The 16755-nt window shown below is 61.5% G+C and carries 16 protein-coding genes; 5 read left to right on the top strand and 11 right to left on the bottom strand.

Annotated elements, in window-relative coordinates:
* Window positions 1-2 precede the first annotated feature (2 nt).
* Window positions 3-239, bottom strand: coding sequence for a helix-turn-helix domain-containing protein (locus tag ACUXV1_RS00240; protein ID WP_043631712.1), 237 nt, complete (start codon window positions 237-239; stop codon window positions 3-5).
* A gap of 549 nt (window positions 240-788) precedes the next feature.
* On the opposite strand from ACUXV1_RS00240, the gene ACUXV1_RS00235 reads away from it, so the two are divergent.
* Window positions 789-1220 (top strand): NADAR family protein, encoded by a 432-nt coding sequence (locus tag ACUXV1_RS00235; protein WP_240314961.1) that lies wholly within the window; start codon window positions 789-791, stop codon window positions 1218-1220.
* A 64-nt stretch (window positions 1221-1284) separates the two neighbouring features.
* Here ACUXV1_RS00235 and ACUXV1_RS00230 read toward each other — a convergent pair whose 3' ends face one another.
* Window positions 1285-2292, bottom strand: coding sequence for a class 1 fructose-bisphosphatase (locus ACUXV1_RS00230; protein ID WP_019101924.1), 1008 nt, complete (start codon window positions 2290-2292; stop codon window positions 1285-1287).
* A 199-nt stretch (window positions 2293-2491) separates the two neighbouring features.
* On the opposite strand from ACUXV1_RS00230, the gene ACUXV1_RS00225 reads away from it, so the two are divergent.
* Entirely contained in the window at window positions 2492-3265 is a 774-nt protein-coding gene (locus tag ACUXV1_RS00225; protein WP_052370255.1) for a substrate-binding periplasmic protein, read from the top strand.
* Window positions 3266-3299: 34 nt separating this feature from the next.
* Here the strand turns inward: ACUXV1_RS00225 and gcvA are convergent, their stop codons facing one another.
* Window positions 3300-4193 carry a transcriptional regulator GcvA gene (gcvA, locus tag ACUXV1_RS00220; protein ID WP_446014446.1) on the bottom strand — a complete coding sequence of 298 codons (894 nt, stop codon included), beginning with the start codon at window positions 4191-4193 and terminating at the stop codon, window positions 3300-3302.
* Between the two features lie 217 nt (window positions 4194-4410).
* On the opposite strand from gcvA, the gene acnB reads away from it, so the two are divergent.
* Complete coding sequence (acnB, locus tag ACUXV1_RS00215; protein WP_081555792.1) at window positions 4411-6996, top strand: bifunctional aconitate hydratase 2/2-methylisocitrate dehydratase; 2586 nt, start codon at window positions 4411-4413, stop codon at window positions 6994-6996.
* 127 nt (window positions 6997-7123) lie between these two features.
* Here the strand turns inward: acnB and aac(6') are convergent, their stop codons facing one another.
* The 6 genes from aac(6') to ggt all read right to left on the bottom strand — a co-directional run bounded on the left by aac(6') (window position 7124) and on the right by ggt (window position 11724).
* Window positions 7124-7567, bottom strand: coding sequence for an aminoglycoside 6'-N-acetyltransferase (gene aac(6') / locus ACUXV1_RS00210; protein ID WP_081555791.1), 444 nt, complete (start codon window positions 7565-7567; stop codon window positions 7124-7126).
* An 83-nt stretch (window positions 7568-7650) separates the two neighbouring features.
* Window positions 7651-7782, bottom strand: coding sequence for a hypothetical protein (locus ACUXV1_RS00205; protein WP_254894676.1), 132 nt, complete (start codon window positions 7780-7782; stop codon window positions 7651-7653).
* Between the two features lie 157 nt (window positions 7783-7939).
* Complete coding sequence (locus ACUXV1_RS00200; protein WP_043631726.1) at window positions 7940-8260, bottom strand: SMR family transporter; 321 nt, start codon at window positions 8258-8260, stop codon at window positions 7940-7942.
* Complete coding sequence (locus ACUXV1_RS00195; protein ID WP_043631729.1) at window positions 8257-8631, bottom strand: DMT family transporter; 375 nt, start codon at window positions 8629-8631, stop codon at window positions 8257-8259. The genes ACUXV1_RS00200 and ACUXV1_RS00195 overlap by 4 nt, the downstream gene beginning before the upstream one ends.
* A 272-nt stretch (window positions 8632-8903) precedes the next feature.
* Window positions 8904-9665 (bottom strand): substrate-binding periplasmic protein, encoded by a 762-nt coding sequence (locus ACUXV1_RS00190; RefSeq protein ID WP_107731838.1) that lies wholly within the window; start codon window positions 9663-9665, stop codon window positions 8904-8906.
* Window positions 9666-9966: 301 nt separating this feature from the next.
* Window positions 9967-11724 (bottom strand): gamma-glutamyltransferase, encoded by a 1758-nt coding sequence (gene ggt, locus ACUXV1_RS00185; protein ID WP_446014448.1) that lies wholly within the window; start codon window positions 11722-11724, stop codon window positions 9967-9969.
* A 172-nt stretch (window positions 11725-11896) separates the two neighbouring features.
* Here ggt and ACUXV1_RS00180 point away from each other — a divergent pair, with 172 nt between their 5' ends.
* Together ACUXV1_RS00180 and ACUXV1_RS00175 are read left to right on the top strand one after the other, a co-directional pair.
* A complete protein-coding gene (locus ACUXV1_RS00180) occupies window positions 11897-13516 on the top strand; it encodes a methyl-accepting chemotaxis protein (RefSeq protein ID WP_043590660.1) in 1620 nt (539 codons plus the stop codon).
* A gap of 122 nt (window positions 13517-13638) precedes the next feature.
* Window positions 13639-15258, top strand: coding sequence for a methyl-accepting chemotaxis protein (locus ACUXV1_RS00175; protein ID WP_446014450.1), 1620 nt, complete (start codon window positions 13639-13641; stop codon window positions 15256-15258).
* 111 nt (window positions 15259-15369) lie between these two features.
* On the opposite strand, the gene ACUXV1_RS00170 is transcribed toward ACUXV1_RS00175, so the two are convergent.
* Both ACUXV1_RS00170 and ACUXV1_RS00165 read right to left on the bottom strand, forming a co-directional pair.
* Window positions 15370-15564, bottom strand: coding sequence for a hypothetical protein (locus tag ACUXV1_RS00170; RefSeq protein WP_043631761.1), 195 nt, complete (start codon window positions 15562-15564; stop codon window positions 15370-15372).
* 641 nt (window positions 15565-16205) lie between these two features.
* Window positions 16206-16577 carry a hypothetical protein gene (locus ACUXV1_RS00165; protein ID WP_043631764.1) on the bottom strand — a complete coding sequence of 124 codons (372 nt, stop codon included), beginning with the start codon at window positions 16575-16577 and terminating at the stop codon, window positions 16206-16208.
* Window positions 16578-16755: the final 178 nt, after the last annotated feature.

Genomic DNA, 16755 nt, shown 5'->3' with positions numbered 1-16755 from the left:
AGTCAGACCGACGGCTCTCCGTCCGTCGGGTCCGCTTCCCGCACGTGGGTCAGTAAATCGCCTGGCTGGCAGCCCAACTGCCGGCACAGCGCGTCCAGCGTATCCAGGCGCAGGCTTTTGACTTTGCCCAGTTTCAGTAGCGACAGATTATGCGGCGTGATGTCGATGGCCCGCGCCAGATCCTTGGATTTGATCTTGCGTTGCGCCAGCATGATGTCCAGCGTGATCACAATAGCCATGCCGGTCTCCCCAGGGCTTGTAATGTCTTTTCCAACAGCGGCTTATCAGGCTTATGGGGGAAAACATACTCCGCTACGCCGCTTCATGGCAATGCGGACGGTTGCGCTTGCGCTGAGTAGTTTTACCCATGGGCAAGCGGGGTGGCCGGTCCTATGTTGGTAAGGCGGTGTTGCATATCCACTGCGCCCGGAATATGGGCGGATGCGGCCAAATCATCGTCATGCGGTAATTAATCATTGTTTTTGTCTGTTTGCGTGAAAACCGGTGGATTCACGCGCGGGCCGGCTGCTCGCCGCGCTTGTCTAACCCGATTCCGGCTCCTTATAGTGATGGCCATGCAGATGTTCAGCGCCGCGGCGACAGCGGACAAAGAGGGGGCTCTTGGCATTTTTTGCGGCATATGGCCGCGCAGGAAGTGGAGGACGCGGACCATGGCGATCCGGACAGTAAGTGAGTTGCGCAAGCGGGCTGCGGCCGGCGAAACCCTGGATTTTCTGTTTTTCTGGGGGCATAGACCTAAACATGAACACAGTGTTTGCAAGAGCTGTTTGAGTCAGTGGTTCCCCGCTGGTTTTGAACTTGACGGAGTGGGGTATGCCAGCGCCGAGCATTACATGATGGCGGAAAAAGCGCGTTTGTTCGAAGACGGGGAGATTCGGAGCAGGATACTGGCCGCGGCCACGCCGGCCGAGGCCAAGGCCTTGGGACGCCAGGTGCGGGGCTTCGACAGCGCCTTGTGGCGGCAGTGCAGCTGCGAGGTGGTGATGCGGGGCAATCTGGCCAAGTTCGTGCAAAACCCGGCGCTGGGGGACTTTCTGCGCGGCACCGGCGACGCCATTCTGGTGGAGGCCAGCCCGGTGGACTGCGTCTGGGGCATAGGCTGGGCCGAGGACGACCCGCAGGCCAGTCTGCCGGACATGTGGGACGGCAGCAATCTGCTGGGCTTTGTGCTGATGGAAGTGCGCGAGCGCTTGCGCTAGCGCCGGCGGCGAACAAGAAAAACCCCCTGTCGGTTTCGACAGGGGGTTTTTGTTTGGCGCGCGCTTACCGCTGTTCGGCGTGGTAGGCGGTGACGCGTTCCACTTCTTCCTTGGAGCCCAGGAACACCGCCACCCGCTCGTGCAGCTTCTGCGGCTGGATGTCCATGATGCGCTGATGGCCGTTGGTGGCCGCGCCGCCGGCCTGTTCCACCACGAAGGCCATCGGGTTGCCTTCGTACATCAGGCGCAGCTTGCCGGCCTGATCCGGCGTGCGCGCGTCGCGCGGGTACATGAAGATGCCGCCGCGGGTCAGGATGCGATGCACCTCGGCCACCATGGACGCCACCCAACGCATATTGAAATCGCGGCCGCGCGGACCGGTGCTGCCGGCCAGCAGTTCATCTACATAGCGTTTCACCGGCGCGTCCCAGTGACGCATATTGGACATGTTGATAGCGAATTCGCCGGTGCTTTCCGGCACTTTCATGTCCGGGTGAGTCAGCACGAAAGAGCCCTGTTCGCGGTCCAGCGTGAAGCCGTGGACGCCGCTGCCGAAGGTCAGCACCAATAGAGTTTGCGGGCCGTACACGGTGTAACCGGCGGCCACTTGCTCAGTGCCGGGCTGAAGGAAGGCGCTCTCGGTGGCGTGGTCGATGCCCTGGGGGCAGCGCAGGATGGAGAAGATGGTGCCCACCGAGATGTTGACGTCGATGTTGGATGAGCCGTCCAGCGGATCGAACATCAACAGGTACTCGCCCTTCGGGTATTCGCCGGGTATGTGGTAAGGCAGCTCCATTTCCTCGGAGGCCATCGCCGCCAGGCTGCCGCCCCATTCATTGGCGTCCAGCAGGTAGTCGTTGGCGATCACGTCCAGCTTTTTCTGCGCCTCGCCCTGTATGTTGCCGGTGCCGGCTTCGCCCAGCACGTCGGCCAGCGCGCCCTTGTTTACCGAATAGCTGATGGCCTTGCAGGCGCGGCCAACGGTTTCGATCAGCAGGCGCAGCTCGGGCGGCAGCGTGCCGGCCTTGCGTTGCTGTTCGATCAAAAAGCGGGAGAGGGTGATGCGGCTCATGGCAATCCTTAGCTTTGGGTGGGTGCGCGAAACAAATGCTCGATATGCCGGCTGCGCCGGCTTGACCGCCATATTATAACGGATAAGCGTCTTGCGGTCGTCATGCCCCTGGCGGCGCGGCGGGGGGCGGAAATGGCCGGCAGGCGACGCGTGAAACGGCTATGAATAAAATCGGGTTCACGCGGTACGGGGAAAGATCATGGCTAAGGGTTTATTGGCGCTGCTATTGCTGCTGGCGGCATGGCAGGCGCGGGCGATCACCATTTACACCGAAGACTGGCCTCCCATCACTTTCCAACACAACGGCGTGCCGGACGGCATGGCGGTGGAAGTGGTGCGTGAAATCCAGGCGCGGATGCACGACAACAGCGCCATCGACGTGGTGCCCTGGGCGCGCGGCTATAAGGAGTTGCTGACTACGCCGGGGGTGATGCTGTTCACCGTGGGGCGCAACGACACACGGGAGAAGCAGATGACGCTGCTGGGGCCCATCGCCATTTCTCAGACCGTGTTGCTGGCGCGAAAGGGCGAAGCGGCCGGCTTGCTGGCCTTGGGCAACGGCATCTATCACCGGCCGGTGGGCGCTTACCGCGGCAGCATTTTCGCCGACGCGGCGATTGCGGCCGGTTTTGTGGAGGTGGACCTGGCGCCAACCCCGCAGATCACCGCGCAGAAGCTGCTGGTGGGCCGCTACGATATGTGGTCGGAAGGCGGGTTTGTCGTCGCATCGGTGCTGAAAGACATCCATCAGCCGCCGGAAGCGGTGGAAGTGGTGCGAGTGCTGGAAACGCTGGAGTTGTATCTGGCGTTTTCCCGCGGCACCTCGGCGGCGGAGGTGAAGCGCTGGCAGACCGCGTTCAGCGCCGTCAAGAAAGACGGGAGCTTTAAACGCATCTACAACAAATGGCTGCCGCGCGACGTTGCGCCTATGGATGTCAAACTGATTGGCCTGCAGCCTGGTTCCGGGCGTTGATCTCGTTCATGCTCGCGCGGCTTTGAACATGCGTTCAGATCGCGTCGGGGCGGGTGGCCTCGCTCTCCAGCCAGCGGCAGAACGCGGCAACGGCGGCATCCTCCGCCGCCGCGCGCGGCGCCACCCAGCAGTAATCGCGCACCGTGGCCACCGGCGCCGGCAACGGCGACAGCAGCACGCCCGCGTCTATCTGCGCCTGTGCCATCGGCATGGGGCCCAGCACCACCCCCAAGCCGTCCATCGCCGCCTGCAAGGCCAGCGAGAAACTATCGAAGTGCAGGGCGCTGGCCGGTTTCAGCCCCGGCACTCCGGCCAAGGTCAGCCAGCGCGGCCAGGCGGTGGGGCGGGTGTCGGCGTAGAGCAGGGTGTGGCGCGCCAGATCCGCCGGGCTGGCGATGGGCGCGGCGGTCAGCAGCGCCGGGCTGCACAGCGGCAGCTCCCATTCTTTCAGGAAGGGCTTGGCGATATGGCCGGGCCAATCGCCGGGGCCGCGGCGGATGGCGATGTTGAACGGGCTGTCCAGCCGGCTGATGTCGCGGTCCGATGTGGCCAGGTGCAGTTCCAGTTCAGGAAACTGCTCGCGAAAACGGCTCAGCCGCGGCAGCAGCCAGTACATGGCGAAGGTGGGCGTGGAATTGATGCTGACCCGGCGCCGGCTATCCGCTTGCAGCAGTTGGGAAGTGGCGTTGGCGATCAGGTCCAGGCCGTCTTGCACTTGCACCAGATAGCGCCAGCCGGGGTCGGTCAGCTTGACCCTGCCGCCGCTGCGTTCGAACAGCGGCACGCCCAGCCAATCCTCCAATTGCTTGATCTGCTTGCTCACAGCCCCATGGGTGACGAAGAGTTCGCCGGCGGCGGCGGAAAAGCTCTCCAGCCGGGCCGCTGCCTCAAAAATACGCAGAGTGTTGAGAGGGGGGTAAGTGCTCATGCTGTGATTTTAACTCACAATCTATGTTGCGATAACTCGTTTGAAAGCGGACGGCTAACAGCGTAATCTTCAGGCATGAAATCAAGGCCGCGCCAATGGGTGTCGCAGCGCGGCCTTGGTGGCCGCAGCCATAGCCTTACCCCATTGTCCCGCAGCGTCGGAGTCCCGGCCTTGCCGGGGACGCTGCCAACAACCCAAGCCATAAAGGTCCAAAGTCATGCTGGAAGCTTACCGTCAACACGTGGCCGAGCGCGCCGCGCTGGGCATTCCGCCGCTGCCGCTGTCCGCCAAGCAAGTGGAAGCGCTGGTGGAACTGCTGAAAAATCCGCCCAAGGGCGAAGAAAGCACCCTGGTTGAACTGATCACCCATCGCGTACCGCCGGGCGTGGACGACGCCGCCAAGGTCAAGGCTTCCTTCCTGGCCGCCGTGGCCGAGGGCGACGTCCAATCCCCGCTGATCTCCCGCGAGCTGGCCACCCAGTTGCTGGGCACCATGCTGGGCGGCTACAACATCAAGCCGCTGATCGACCTGCTGGACGACGCCGCCGTGGCCCAGATCGCCGCGGACGGCCTGAAGAAAACCCTGCTGATGTTCGACGCCTTCCACGACGTGAAGGAAAAAATGGACAAGGGCAACGCCTTCGCCAAGCAGGTGGTGGAGTCCTGGGCCAACGCCGAATGGTTCACCAGCCGCCCGGCGGTGGCTGAGAAGATCACTGTCACCGTGTTCAAGGTTACCGGCGAAACCAATACCGACGACTTGTCCCCGGCGCCGGACGCCTGGAGCCGCCCTGACATCCCGCTGCATTATCTCGCCATGCTGAAGAACGCCCGTCCCGGCATCACTCCGGAAGAAGACGGCAAGCGCGGCCCGATGCAGTTCATCGAGGACCTGAAGAAAAAAGGCCATCTGGTTGCCTACGTAGGCGACGTGGTGGGCACCGGCTCCAGCCGCAAATCCGCCACCAACAGCGTGATCTGGGGCACGGGCGAAGACATCCCCTACGTGCCGAACAAACGCTTCGGCGGCGTGTGCCTGGGCGGCAAGATCGCCCCCATCTTCTTCAACACCCAGGAAGACTCCGGCGCGCTGCCGATCGAAGTGGACGTGTCCAAGATGGAGATGGGCGACGTCATCGACATCTACCCGTATGAAGGCAAGATCGAGAAGGCCGGTCAGAAGATCGCGGACTTCGCGCTCAAGTCCGAAGTGATTCTGGACGAAGTGCGCGCCGGCGGCCGCATCAACCTGATCATCGGCCGCGGCCTGACGGGCAAGGCGCGTGAAGCGCTGGGCCTGCCGGCGTCCACCGAGTTCCGTCTGCCCAAATCCCCGGTTGATTCCGGCAAGGGCTTCAGCTTGGCTCAGAAAATGGTTGGCCGCGCCTGTGGCCTGCCGGAAGGCCAGGGCGTGCGCCCGGGCACTTACTGCGAACCGAAGATGACGACCGTCGGCTCGCAGGACACCACCGGCCCGATGACCCGCGACGAACTGAAAGACCTGGCCTGCCTGGGCTTCTCCGCCGATCTGGTGATGCAGTCGTTCTGCCACACCGCCGCTTACCCCAAGCCGGTGGACGTGAAGATGCACAAAGAACTGCCGGCCTTCATCTCCACCCGCGGCGGCGTGTCGCTGCGTCCGGGCGACGGCGTGATCCACAGCTGGCTGAACCGACTGCTGCTGCCGGACACCGTGGGCACCGGCGGCGACAGCCACACCCGTTTCCCGATCGGCATCTCCTTCCCGGCCGGCTCCGGCCTGGTGGCCTTCGCCGCCGCCACCGGCGTGATGCCGCTGGACATGCCTGAATCGGTGCTGGTGCGCTTCAAGGGCAAGATGCAGCCAGGCGTGACCCTGCGCGATCTGGTCAACGCCATCCCGCTGTACGCGATCAAGCAAGGCCTGCTGACCGTGGCCAAAGCCGGTAAGAAAAACGTCTTCTCCGGCCGGATTCTGGAAATCGAAGGCCTGCCGGAGTTGAAGGTGGAGCAAGCCTTCGAGCTGTCCGACGCCTCCGCCGAGCGCTCCGCCGCCGGCTGCACGGTGCACTTGGACAAGGCGCCCATCATCGAATACATGACCTCCAACATCACCCTGATGAAGACCATGATCGCCAACGGCTATCAGGACGCGCGCACGCTGGAGCGCCGCATCAAGGCGATGGAAGCCTGGATCGCCAACCCGCAGTTGCTGAAGGGCGACGCCGACGCGGAATACGCGGCGGTGATTGAAATTGACCTGGCCGACATCCACGAACCCATCGTGGCTTGCCCGAACGACCCGGACGACGTGAAAACCCTGTCCGACGTGGCCGGCGCCAAGATCGACGAAGTGTTCATCGGCTCTTGCATGACCAATATCGGCCACTTCCGCGCCGCTTCCAAGCTGCTGGAAGGCAAGCGCGACATCCCGGTAAAACTGTGGGTGGCGCCGCCAACCAAGATGGACGCCGAACAGCTGACCGCGGAAGGCCATTACGGCACCTTCGGCACCGCCGGCGCGCGCATGGAAATGCCGGGCTGCTCGCTGTGCATGGGCAACCAGGCGCAGGTGAAGGAGGGCGCCACCGTGATGTCCACCTCCACTCGCAACTTCCCCAACCGTCTGGGCAAGAACTCCAATGTTTACCTGGGTTCCGCCGAACTGGCCGCGATCTGCTCCCGTCTGGGCCGCATCCCGACCAAGGAGGAATACATGGCCGACATCGGCGTGCTGAATCAGAAGGCCAGCGAAGTTTACCGCTACATGAACTTCAACGAGATCGCCGATTACCAGGAGCTGGCGGACACCGTGAAGGTGTAATCAAATCAATGATTTGATTGTCTAAGTCCTGGCGAGGCGTCCGGAGCGTATCATTGAATACCCCTGGACGCACCCCCAAAAGAATACCCCGCGCAAGCGGGGTATTTTTATTGGATGCAAGCCTGATTCAGCGCAGCGGCATTCGATAGAACACCACTCTCTCCGTCTCCTCGAAGCCCAAGCGGGCATGCATGCTTTGTGAGGCGAGATTGTCCAGCGGCGCGTCGGACGCTAGTTCCATGCAGTCGTGCTCCAGGCCCCAAGCTTGTACCGCCGTCACCAATTGTCGGGCGATGCCGTTTCGCCGGCAGGCGGGCAACACGAAAATGCCTTCCAGGAAGGCGACCGGGCTGTTGGCGCAACCATTGACGTAGTCGTGCCGGATCGCGGCGTCGGCGAAGCCCACGGCCTGGCCGGCGGCGTCCCGCGCCAGGAAGGCGGCAAGGTGGCCCGACGCGAGAATGGCCTCGCCGTCTTGGTAGTGGCTGGTGGGGGCATGGTGCGGCCAGAGTTGTTGGCGCAGCGCCACCCAGTCTGGCAGGGCGGCGCGGTCCAGTTTTTGAATCGGCATCGGTATTCCTGTGCCGGCGCGGAGGCGCCGGGAAAAACAAAGGGCCGGCATGGCCGGCCCGCTGTGTGGTCGAAGGCGGCGTGTCAATCGGCTTCGCCGCACAGCTCGCAAGGTTGATCTGTTTCGCCATGGATGGCCAGGATGCCGACATCGCTGGCGCAGTGCTCGCAGAGGGTGAGCAAGGCTTGGGTGTTTTCCAAGGACTCTTGGCTCATGCTGCTCACAACTCGATACTGTTGCATGTCTCAGCCTTTCATTGCTTGGATGGAGCCCGTACCCTAAACCGTTATGGCGCGGGTCGCCATACTCAGATAGGACAGGTTGCAGGCGGCGGCGCGTCATAAAAGCGTCACTGAACGCCGCCGCGGTTTATCAGGCGGTGGTCAGCACCACCACCGAGGAAATCACGACCGCCATGCCCACCCAGCCCAGCGGCTTGAGCCGCTGGCCAAAAAAGATGCGCGCGCCGATGGCGGTGCCGATGATGCCCAGCGCGCCCCACAGCGCGTAAGCCACGGCAAGGTCGATGCCCCGCACCGCCTGGCCCAGAAGGGCGAATGCCACCCAAACCATGGCGATGGCGCCGAAGCCCCAGGCCTTGTTGCGGAAGCCGTTGGACTTTTCCAGCATCAGGTTGGCGGCCACTTCGATCAGGGCCGAGGACACCACGAATAAATAGAACACGGTTTTCATGCGCTTTGCTCCTGGGCTTGTTCATCGGCTTCGCCGGACACCACGCAGGCAATGCCCGCCACGGACAGACCCAGTCCGATGATTTCCTGAGTCAGCAAGGTTTCGCCAAACAGATAGACCCCGATCAGCGCCAGGCCGGCCAGGCCCAGGGCTTCCCAGGCGGCGTAAGCCACGCCCACGGAGATGGTGCGGATGGCGAGAGACAGGAAGTAATAGGACAGCGCCAATGCCGCTGCCATCACGCCATAGCCCCAGTAGCTTTCGGTGCGGGCGGCGTAAGCCATGAAGGATGTGCCCAAGATCTCGGTGCCGATAGCCACCAACAGAAAAGCCCAGCCCAGCCAGGGGTGGGGAGAAGATTGAGTTTGCATGCTACGCTCCTGTGATTGGAAATCCGGAAGCCACATGCGCTAGAGGCGCAACAACGCTCCGCGAAAAGCGCGGATGACGCCGTCAGCAAAGACAGTCGGTCGCTTAGACCGCCCCGTAAAACCGTTTGGGGCAGAAGGGTTGTTTATCGCATTGAAGCGCAAGATAAGCGCCAAAATGGCGTGGCGCTTATGGTGGCTGTTTGAAATTTTGAACAAATATAACACATCGCTAATGGATGTTCAATTTAATTGATAGCAAAAACTTTCAAATACTATTTGCAAGCAGCCAGCCGGACGTTGTAGCGGCGCGCCAGACGAGGCAGCGTGCCGTCGTGGCACAGCGCGTTCAAGGCTTGGTTGAAGTCCGCCACCATGCCCGGTTTGACTGACTTTAACGGGAAACCGTAGAGGTAGGTCAGCGGTTGGATGGTGGCCAGCGGGCGGAGGCCGCTCAGCGCTTCGCGGCGGATGATATAGCGAGTAACGTCTTCATTGGCAAAAGCCACCGCGTCCGAGCCGTAACGCATGGCGGCCAATTTCTTTAACACTGTTTCCTGGTTGTTTTCCACGGAAATGTTCATATTGGGCAGGCCGGCAATCAGCTTGTCCAAGGCGTTCTGCGTCACCGATGGGCCGTATACCGCAATGCGGTGGTTTTGCAGATCCTGCGCTTGCTGGTAGCGGAAGGTGGAGCTGGCGGTGGCGAACAGGCCGTAGCTGCTGTTGTACACCGGCGCGCTCAAGGCCAGCGATATCCTGCGCTCCGGCGTGTCCTGGACTGGAAAGATGCCGTCCACCTTGCCTTCCTCTGCCAGCAACAAGGCGCGGCGCCACACCATGGCCTGAACTTCGCAACTCCAGTTCAGCCGCTGGCATACCGCCACCAGCGTGTCCACCATCAGGCCCTGCGGCAGGGGTTTGTCGGTCACTTCTATGAAAGGCGGGAAATCCTGGGTGACGAAGTGCAGGGTGGCCGCGTCGACATGGAGCGGCAGAGACAAGGCCAGCGCGGCGCTGCTCAGCAATTTCAGCATGTGCGGGCTTCTCCCCAATGAACGGCGCTGGACCGGCGGCCAGGTTCGGATGCCTTGTTACATTATGGTTGAGTTTCCATGCCGGTTTAACGCTTTATCGGCCAGCCAGGCGCTTTCTTGATGCGGAGAGCGGGGAGCCGCCTGGCCGGCGCGACTTGGAACGCGTTCACGATCTTGCAAGCAAGAGCGAGACAAGGCGAAAACGGCAGAGAAAGCGAAGTGTACACGCGGTACATGAGCATTTCGAAGCCGTAATCACCGTGTCGCGGCTCACGAAGCACAGCGGATCGTGAACAGGTTCTTAATAGCCCATCGTGGCGCCGTCCGGGTTGCGCGGGTCGGAATAACCGTACAAGCCGCCGTCGCGCAGTTGTATGGTTTGGGTCCGGCCCATGCTGGGCTTGAGCGAGATCTTGTAACCTTGCTCGCGCAACAGCCGCAGCGTGTCCGGACTCAGGCCTTTTTCCACTCTCAGCTCATCCGGCAGCCACTGGTGGTGAACTCGCGGCGTGGAGGCGGCTTCGGCCGGATTCATGCCGAAATCGATGGCGTTGACGATGGTTTGCAAAGTGGTTGTGATGATGCGAGCGCCGCCAGGGCTGCCGGTCACCAGCCAGGGTTTGCCGTCTTTCAGCACCAGCGTTGGGGACATCGACGACAAGGGCCGTTTGCCGGCCGCCACTGCGTTGGCGTCGCCGCCGATCAGGCCAAAGGCGTTGGGCACGCCCGGCTTGACGGAAAAGTCGTCCATCTCGTTATTGAGCAAAATGCCGGTGCCGCCGGCAATGATGCCGCTGCCGAAGTTCAGGTTCAGCGTGTAAGTCACCGCCACCGCGTTGCCTTGCTTGTCCACAATGGAATAGTGGGTGGTCTGGTCGCTTTCATAGGGCTGCGGCTTGCCGGGCTTGATCTCGGCGGCGGGCCTGGCCTTGACCGGGTCTATCGTTGTTGCCAATTGGTCGGCGTAGCGCTTGGAAGTCAGTCCGGCCTGCGGCACTTTGACGAAAGCCGGGTCGCCCAGGTATTCGGAGCGGTCGGCGTAGGCCAGCTTCATCGCCTCGGCCAGATAGTGGATGGTTTGCGCGCTGTTGGGGCCGTAATCGGCCAGCGGATAGCGTTCCAGCAAATTCAGGATCTGGACGATGTGGATGCCGCCGGAGCTGGGGGGCGGCATGGACACCACTTGGTAGCCGCGGTAGCTGCCGCTGACCGGCGCGCGCTCTTCCACCTTGTAGCCGGCGAGGTCAGCCTTGTTGATCAGGCCGCCGTGACGCGCCATTTCCGCCACGATCTTGTCGGCGATGCTGCCCTGATAAAAGGCTTTTGGCCCTTGTTTCGCGATCAGGCGCAGAGATTGTCCCAAATCGCGTTGCACCAGCTTTTCGCCTGCGCGCAGCGGGCGGCCGTCGCGGAAAAACACCGCGCGGCTGCTGTCCCATCGGCCCAGATTGTCTTTTTCCACCTCCAGCATTTCCGCCAGCGTCTGCGACACCGCGAAGCCTTGCTCCGCCAACTTCACCGCCGGAGCAATCACCTTGGCCAGCGGCAGGCTGCCCCAGCGTTGCTGGGCGTGAGCCAGCCCGGCCACCGTGCCGGGCACGCCCACCGCCAGGTGGGTGTACAGCGACCGGCCGTCAACCACCTTGCCCTGAGCATCCAGATACATGTCGCGGCTGGCCTTGGCCGGCGCGATCTCACGGAAATCCAGCGCAATGTTGCGGCCGCTCTTGGCGTCGTGCAAAACCATAAAGCCGCCGCCGCCCAGGTTGCCGGCGTTGGGCAGCGTCACCGCCAGCGCAAAGCCCACGGCCACCGCGGCGTCTACCGCGTTGCCGCCCTGGCGCAGAATGTCCAAGCCCACTTGGGTGGCCAGGCCTTGCTCGGTGGCCACCATGCCGTTGCGAGCGTAGACCGGATGGAAAACATCGTAGTCATAATCGTATTTGACCTGCGGCGCCGCCGGCGGGCTCAGCGCCAGGGCCGGGGCGTTGAAGCCCAGGCTCAAGCTTAGGGCCAGGGCGCTCAGCAGCAGTCTTGGGCGGGGACGGAATGGCGTCATGATAGTTCTCCTTTGTTGTTTGTGTTTTATGAATGTTGTGATTGCGAGAACATTCTACGGTGCCGGCGCAAGTCGCAAAAGCCTGATTTTACATGCCAAATGATTTGAAAACTCCAAGGAAGCAAGCCTATAAAGAATCGAGCTTCATAAGTGATGAACCTAGGGGGTTACCATGAGCATATCCCAGCGCTTGCTGCTGACCTTGGCGGTTGCCTTGCTCGGCTTGTTCGTTGTCGGCGGCTTCGGGCTGCTCCAACTGCATCGCGCCAACGAACGCTTCGATTATCTGCAGATCAATTCCTTTCCCAGCATCCAAACTCTGGATCAGGCTTTGCAGGCGCAAACCGATATGCGGGTGTTGACCTATCGCCACGGCATCAGCGAAGACGCCAAGGTCAAGGCGGATATCGAAGCCAGCATCGCCGAGCTGGACAAGCAGATGGACACGGCGTTGGATCGTTATCAGAAAGAACTGGTGTCCGACGACGAAGACCGGCGGCTGATAGAAAAGGACCGCGCGGACATCCGGGTCTACCGCCAGCAGCGCGACAGCGTGTTCAAGATTTCGCGCGAGCAGCCGCCGGAAATCACCCGCAAGGAACTAGTGAACGGGCCGCTGCTGCCCGTGGCCAAGGCCGTGGTCAAGGACATCAAGGACCACATCGACTACAACTACAAGCTAGCCAAGCAGCTGTCCGCGGACAACGCCGTGGCCTACGAGCAGGCCTTCGTCTCCTCGCTGGTGGCCATCGTGGCCGCCTTGATCCTTAGCGGCGCGCTGGGCATCGCTTTGTTCCGCAGCATCCGCAGCAGCCTCAACCAGATAGGCGAAACCCTGGATCAGGTCAGCGCCAGCAAGGACTTCCGCCTACGCGCGCAGGTCTTGCGCAAGGATGAGATTGGCCGCACCGCCGCGGCGTTCAACCGCTTGTTGGAAGACCTGCAACACAGCTTCCGAGGCATACGCGACAACATTTCCGAGATAGACAAAGCCACCTCCGGCCTGGCGGCCAACACCAATCAGATTGCGCGCAGCTCGGAGGTGCAGAGCGAATCCGCCGGAGCCATGGCGGCAGCGGTGGAACAGATGACGGTGAGCATCAACCATGTGGCCAGCAACGCGGTGGAGGCGCGCACCCAGGCTCAGCAGGCGGGCAGCATGGCCAACGAGGGCGGGCAGGTGATTTCCGCCACCGTGCTCGGCATTTCCGAGGTGGCGGGCGCGATCAGCGACGCCTCGCATCGCATTGGACAATTGAAGGAGGACAGCGCCACCATCGCCTCGGTCATGGGAGTAATCAAGGATATTGCCGATCAGACCAACCTCTTGGCCCTGAACGCGGCGATCGAGGCGGCGCGCGCCGGTGAAACCGGCCGAGGCTTCGCGGTGGTGGCGGACGAAGTCCGCAAACTGGCCGAACGCACCGCCAGCTCCACCACGGAAATCGCCACCATCATCAACAAGATGCAAAGCAGCACGTTGGAAGCGGTGCAAAGCATGGAAAAAGTGGTGGAACAAGTGCATCAGGAAACCGACAACGCCCGCGAAGCCAGCAATGTGATTGAAAAGATTCAGGACAGCAGCGGTCAGGCGATGGAGCTGGTCAAGGACATTTCCGGCAGCATCAACGAGCAAAGCAGCGCAAGCAATACCATTGCTCAGAAGGTGGAGCAGATCGCGCAGATGGCGGAAGAGAACGCGTCCGCCTCCAGCGCCTCGGCGGATGCGGCGGAGCAATTGCAACAGCAGGCCAAAAACATCCTGGACACCGTGACCCAATATCAAGTGTAAAGCCGCGCGGCGGCTGAATTTGCGCGCTTAATGGATATTCTTATTTAGTACTTTCTTCTGTTTTATCGCTATGCCTATAACAAAGCTACATGCGGCATCGGGTGAAGAAACGGAGAATAAGGATGAATATCTCACAGCGGCTTATGTTGACCATGATGGTGGCCATGCTGGCCTTGATCGGCGTCGGCAGTTACGGCCTGTGGCAATTGCACAGCGCTAATGAGCGGTTTGATTATCTGAAGGTCAATACCTTCCCCAGTATCAAGGCATTGGATCAGGGCTTGCAGGCCTTAACCAAGATACGCGTCGCCGCATATCGCCACGGCATCGCCGTCGACGCCAAACGCAAGGCGGAGGCCGAGGCGCAGATCGCCGAAAGCGATAAAGCGCTGGATCAGGTGTTGGCCGTTTATGAAAAAGACCTGCTGTCCAATGACGCGGACCGCAAGCTGTTGCAGCAGGACCGGGCGGATCTGCAAACCTACCGTAATAACCGAGAGAGCTTTTTGAAAGCTTCGCGCGAGCATCCGGGCGCGGAGGCGCAAGCGATGTTGGTGGCAGGGCCGCTCCCGGACTCCGCCAAGGCGCTGGCCAAGGACCTCAACGACCATATCGACTTCAACTACGCATTGGCCGACAGCCTTTCAAAAGACAATGCCGCCGCTTATAGCATGGCCTTCGGCAGCTCCGTGGCGGTGATAGCGGCTTGTTTATTACTGAGCGGCGGCCTGGGCTGGCTGTTGTTCAGCCATATCCGTCTGAGCCTGCATCAGATTCGCTCCACCATGTTCAATGTGAACCAGCAAAAAGACTTCACCTTGCGGGCGCCGGTGGGGCGCATGGACGAGGTGGGGGAAACCGCATCCGCCTTCAACCAATTGCTGGAGAATCTGCAACGCAGCTTCCGTGAAATCCGCGACAGCATCGGCGCCATTGACGGCGCGATGTCCGGCCTGGCCAACAATACCCATGAGATTGCCCGCAGTTCGGAAATGCAAAGCGAATCCGCCGCGGCGATGGCGGCGGCGGTGGAGCAGATGACGGTGAGCATTAATCATGTCGCCTCCAGCGCGGTGGAGGCGCGGGGTCAGTCGCAGCAGGCCGGCGAGATGGCGACGGAAGGTGGCCAAGTGATCTCCGCCACCGTGCGCGGCATCACCGAGGTGGCCGGCGCGATCACCGACGCCGCGCAGCGCATTGGACAATTGAAAGAAGACAGCGCCACTATCGCCTCGGTGATGGGAGTGATCAAGGACATCGCGGATCAAACCAATCTGCTGGCTCTGAACGCGGCAATCGAAGCGGCGCGCGCCGGTGAGATGGGACGCGGCTTCGCCGTGGTGGCGGACGAAGTGCGCAAGCTCGCGGAACGCACCGCCAGTTCCACCACCGAGATTGCCGCCATCATCAACAAGATGCAGGGCAGCACGATGGAAGCGGTGCAGAGCATGGAAAAAGTGGTGGAACAAGTGCACCAGGAAACCGACAACGCCCGCGCCGCCAACGACGCCATAGACCAGATACGGAACAGCAGCGGCAAGGCGATGGAACTGGTGCGCGATATTTCCAACAGCATTGCGGAACAGAGCGTGGCCAGCAACACCATTGCTCAGCGCGTGGAGCAGATTGCCCAGATGGCGGAAGAAAACTCTTCGGCGTCCAGCGGCTCCGCGGACGCCGCCGGGCAGTTGAGCCAGCAAGCGCGGGTGATTTTGCAGACGGTGTCGGCTTATCAGGTGTAAGGGCGGCCCGCCCGTCAACACGTTCCAAGGGCGGCGCGGCGGAAACGCCGACGCCGCCCTTGGACGAAGCCGCAGGCCTATTCAAGGCCTTGGCGGAGTTGCGCGTCAGGCTTATTCAGCTTGCTGCTTTTCGGCCTTGTCCCGCTTGGCGCGTTTTTGTTCCTTCTTCTTGGTCGGCTTGTCGGTCATCGGATGCTTCAGCACCTTGGCGGCCAGCTTTCTAGCCGATTTAGTGGCCTTCTTCTGCCCGCGTACCTTGTCCGCCAACGCCGCCAGTTTTTTTGCGGCGCGTTTGATCTTGGCCATTCAGACTCTCCTTTACGGATTGATGAATCGAACCCCCATGGTACTGCGTGGGGGGGAATAAACACCGGGCCTTTCAGATCGTTGACAGCGGGGGGATGAACGCGAATGCAGTTAGAACCTGTTTACGATCTGCCGCGCGCCGTGAAGCGTTTACGGTGAGTACGTCTTCAAAATGCTCATGTATCACGCGTGCATTCCGCTTTCTCAGCCGTTTTCGCCTTGTCTTGCGTGATCGTAAACACGTTTTTAGGGGCGCGGAAACCAGGGGGGAGGTGAAAATGACAAGCATTTCGGCTGGGCGAGTCACCCGCCTGTGGTTTTTATCCGGCACCAAGAGGGAGGGTGAATGGATCAAACAGGTGACTCGCGCAGCCGCCTTGCCAGCGTTGCACAGACAAGGATTTCAGGCTTTTTACCATAGATTGCCCACGCCAGCTATCGTCACATTCCCTATTGTGGCGTCGAGGAGTGGCCCGGACAAGGATGATCCGGGCGCTAAGAGCTTGTTCAAAGTCTGCCGCGCATCGGCGGGATGGTTTAGACAAGGGCGTTGAAACCGTCTTCGAAATGCTCATGCACCACTCGACCATTCCGCTTTCTCAGCCGTTTTCGCCTTTGCGCGCGAGATCGTAATCACGTGCTTAGGGGCGTTGGGCTTGCGCCTCCGCATCGCTTTCGTGCACGTGGGTGCCGACGGCGATCAGCACTTCCAGTTGATCGAAGAAACCTGCCCAGGCGCCGCGTTGCGGGCTGAAATCGAACAAGTTCATATCATGGGCGATGCGAGAGAGCAGGCCGTGGCCGGCGTGCTCCGGGTATTGGCGGAACAGATCAACCAGCGCGCGGCCGTAGCGTTCGCCCAGCGCGTAGGCCTCCGAAAAGTCCCGGCACCGAGGCACGCGCCAGTAATGCGGATGGCTGCGGTCCGGGGAGGAGCCGACAAAGGGCAGTTTGGCTTCGCGGGCCTCCAGCAAGCGGTAGAAGGCGCGCAGTTCTTCTTTGGATTTACTCATGGCGGGCCTCCTGGTTGAAACAGGCAAGCGCCGATGCGGGGGAAAACCGGGAAACGGGGCGGGATACGCGCCTAATGGATGTCGACATTGCTACCTCCTCAAGCGGATGCCGGCCTGGCCGCGGGGCGCGGCTAGGCGGGCGCATGACAAGGTTGGACTACCGGGTGACTTTCCAAGA

It is taken from the genome of Chromobacterium sp. W521, assembly GCF_052805975.1.
The sequence above is the reverse complement of the archived record's forward strand: the minus strand, read 5'-3'. Positions and strand labels throughout refer to the sequence as shown.

Bases quoted from the DNA above. Each gene is read 5' to 3' on its own strand.
- ACUXV1_RS00225 (WP_052370255.1), top strand. From the start codon at position 2,492: ATGGCTAAGGGTTTATTGGCGCTGCTATTGCTGCTGGCGGCATGGCAG.
- ggt (WP_446014448.1), bottom strand. From the start codon at position 11,724: ATGACGCCATTCCGTCCCCGCCCAAGACTGCTGCTGAGCGCCCTGGCC.
- ACUXV1_RS00165 (WP_043631764.1), bottom strand. From the start codon at position 16,577: ATGAGTAAATCCAAAGAAGAACTGCGCGCCTTCTACCGCTTGCTGGAG.
- ACUXV1_RS00195 (WP_043631729.1), bottom strand. From the start codon at position 8,631: ATGCAAACTCAATCTTCTCCCCACCCCTGGCTGGGCTGGGCTTTTCTG.
- ACUXV1_RS00200 (WP_043631726.1), bottom strand. From the start codon at position 8,260: ATGAAAACCGTGTTCTATTTATTCGTGGTGTCCTCGGCCCTGATCGAA.
- gcvA (WP_446014446.1), bottom strand. From the start codon at position 4,193: ATGAGCACTTACCCCCCTCTCAACACTCTGCGTATTTTTGAGGCAGCG.
- acnB (WP_081555792.1), top strand. From the start codon at position 4,411: ATGCTGGAAGCTTACCGTCAACACGTGGCCGAGCGCGCCGCGCTGGGC.
- ACUXV1_RS00180 (WP_043590660.1), top strand. From the start codon at position 11,897: ATGAGCATATCCCAGCGCTTGCTGCTGACCTTGGCGGTTGCCTTGCTC.
- ACUXV1_RS00170 (WP_043631761.1), bottom strand. From the start codon at position 15,564: ATGGCCAAGATCAAACGCGCCGCAAAAAAACTGGCGGCGTTGGCGGAC.
- ACUXV1_RS00205 (WP_254894676.1), bottom strand. From the start codon at position 7,782: ATGAGCCAAGAGTCCTTGGAAAACACCCAAGCCTTGCTCACCCTCTGC.
- ACUXV1_RS00230 (WP_019101924.1), bottom strand. From the start codon at position 2,292: ATGAGCCGCATCACCCTCTCCCGCTTTTTGATCGAACAGCAACGCAAG.
- ACUXV1_RS00240 (WP_043631712.1), bottom strand. From the start codon at position 239: ATGGCTATTGTGATCACGCTGGACATCATGCTGGCGCAACGCAAGATC.
- ACUXV1_RS00190 (WP_107731838.1), bottom strand. From the start codon at position 9,665: ATGCTGAAATTGCTGAGCAGCGCCGCGCTGGCCTTGTCTCTGCCGCTC.
- ACUXV1_RS00175 (WP_446014450.1), top strand. From the start codon at position 13,639: ATGAATATCTCACAGCGGCTTATGTTGACCATGATGGTGGCCATGCTG.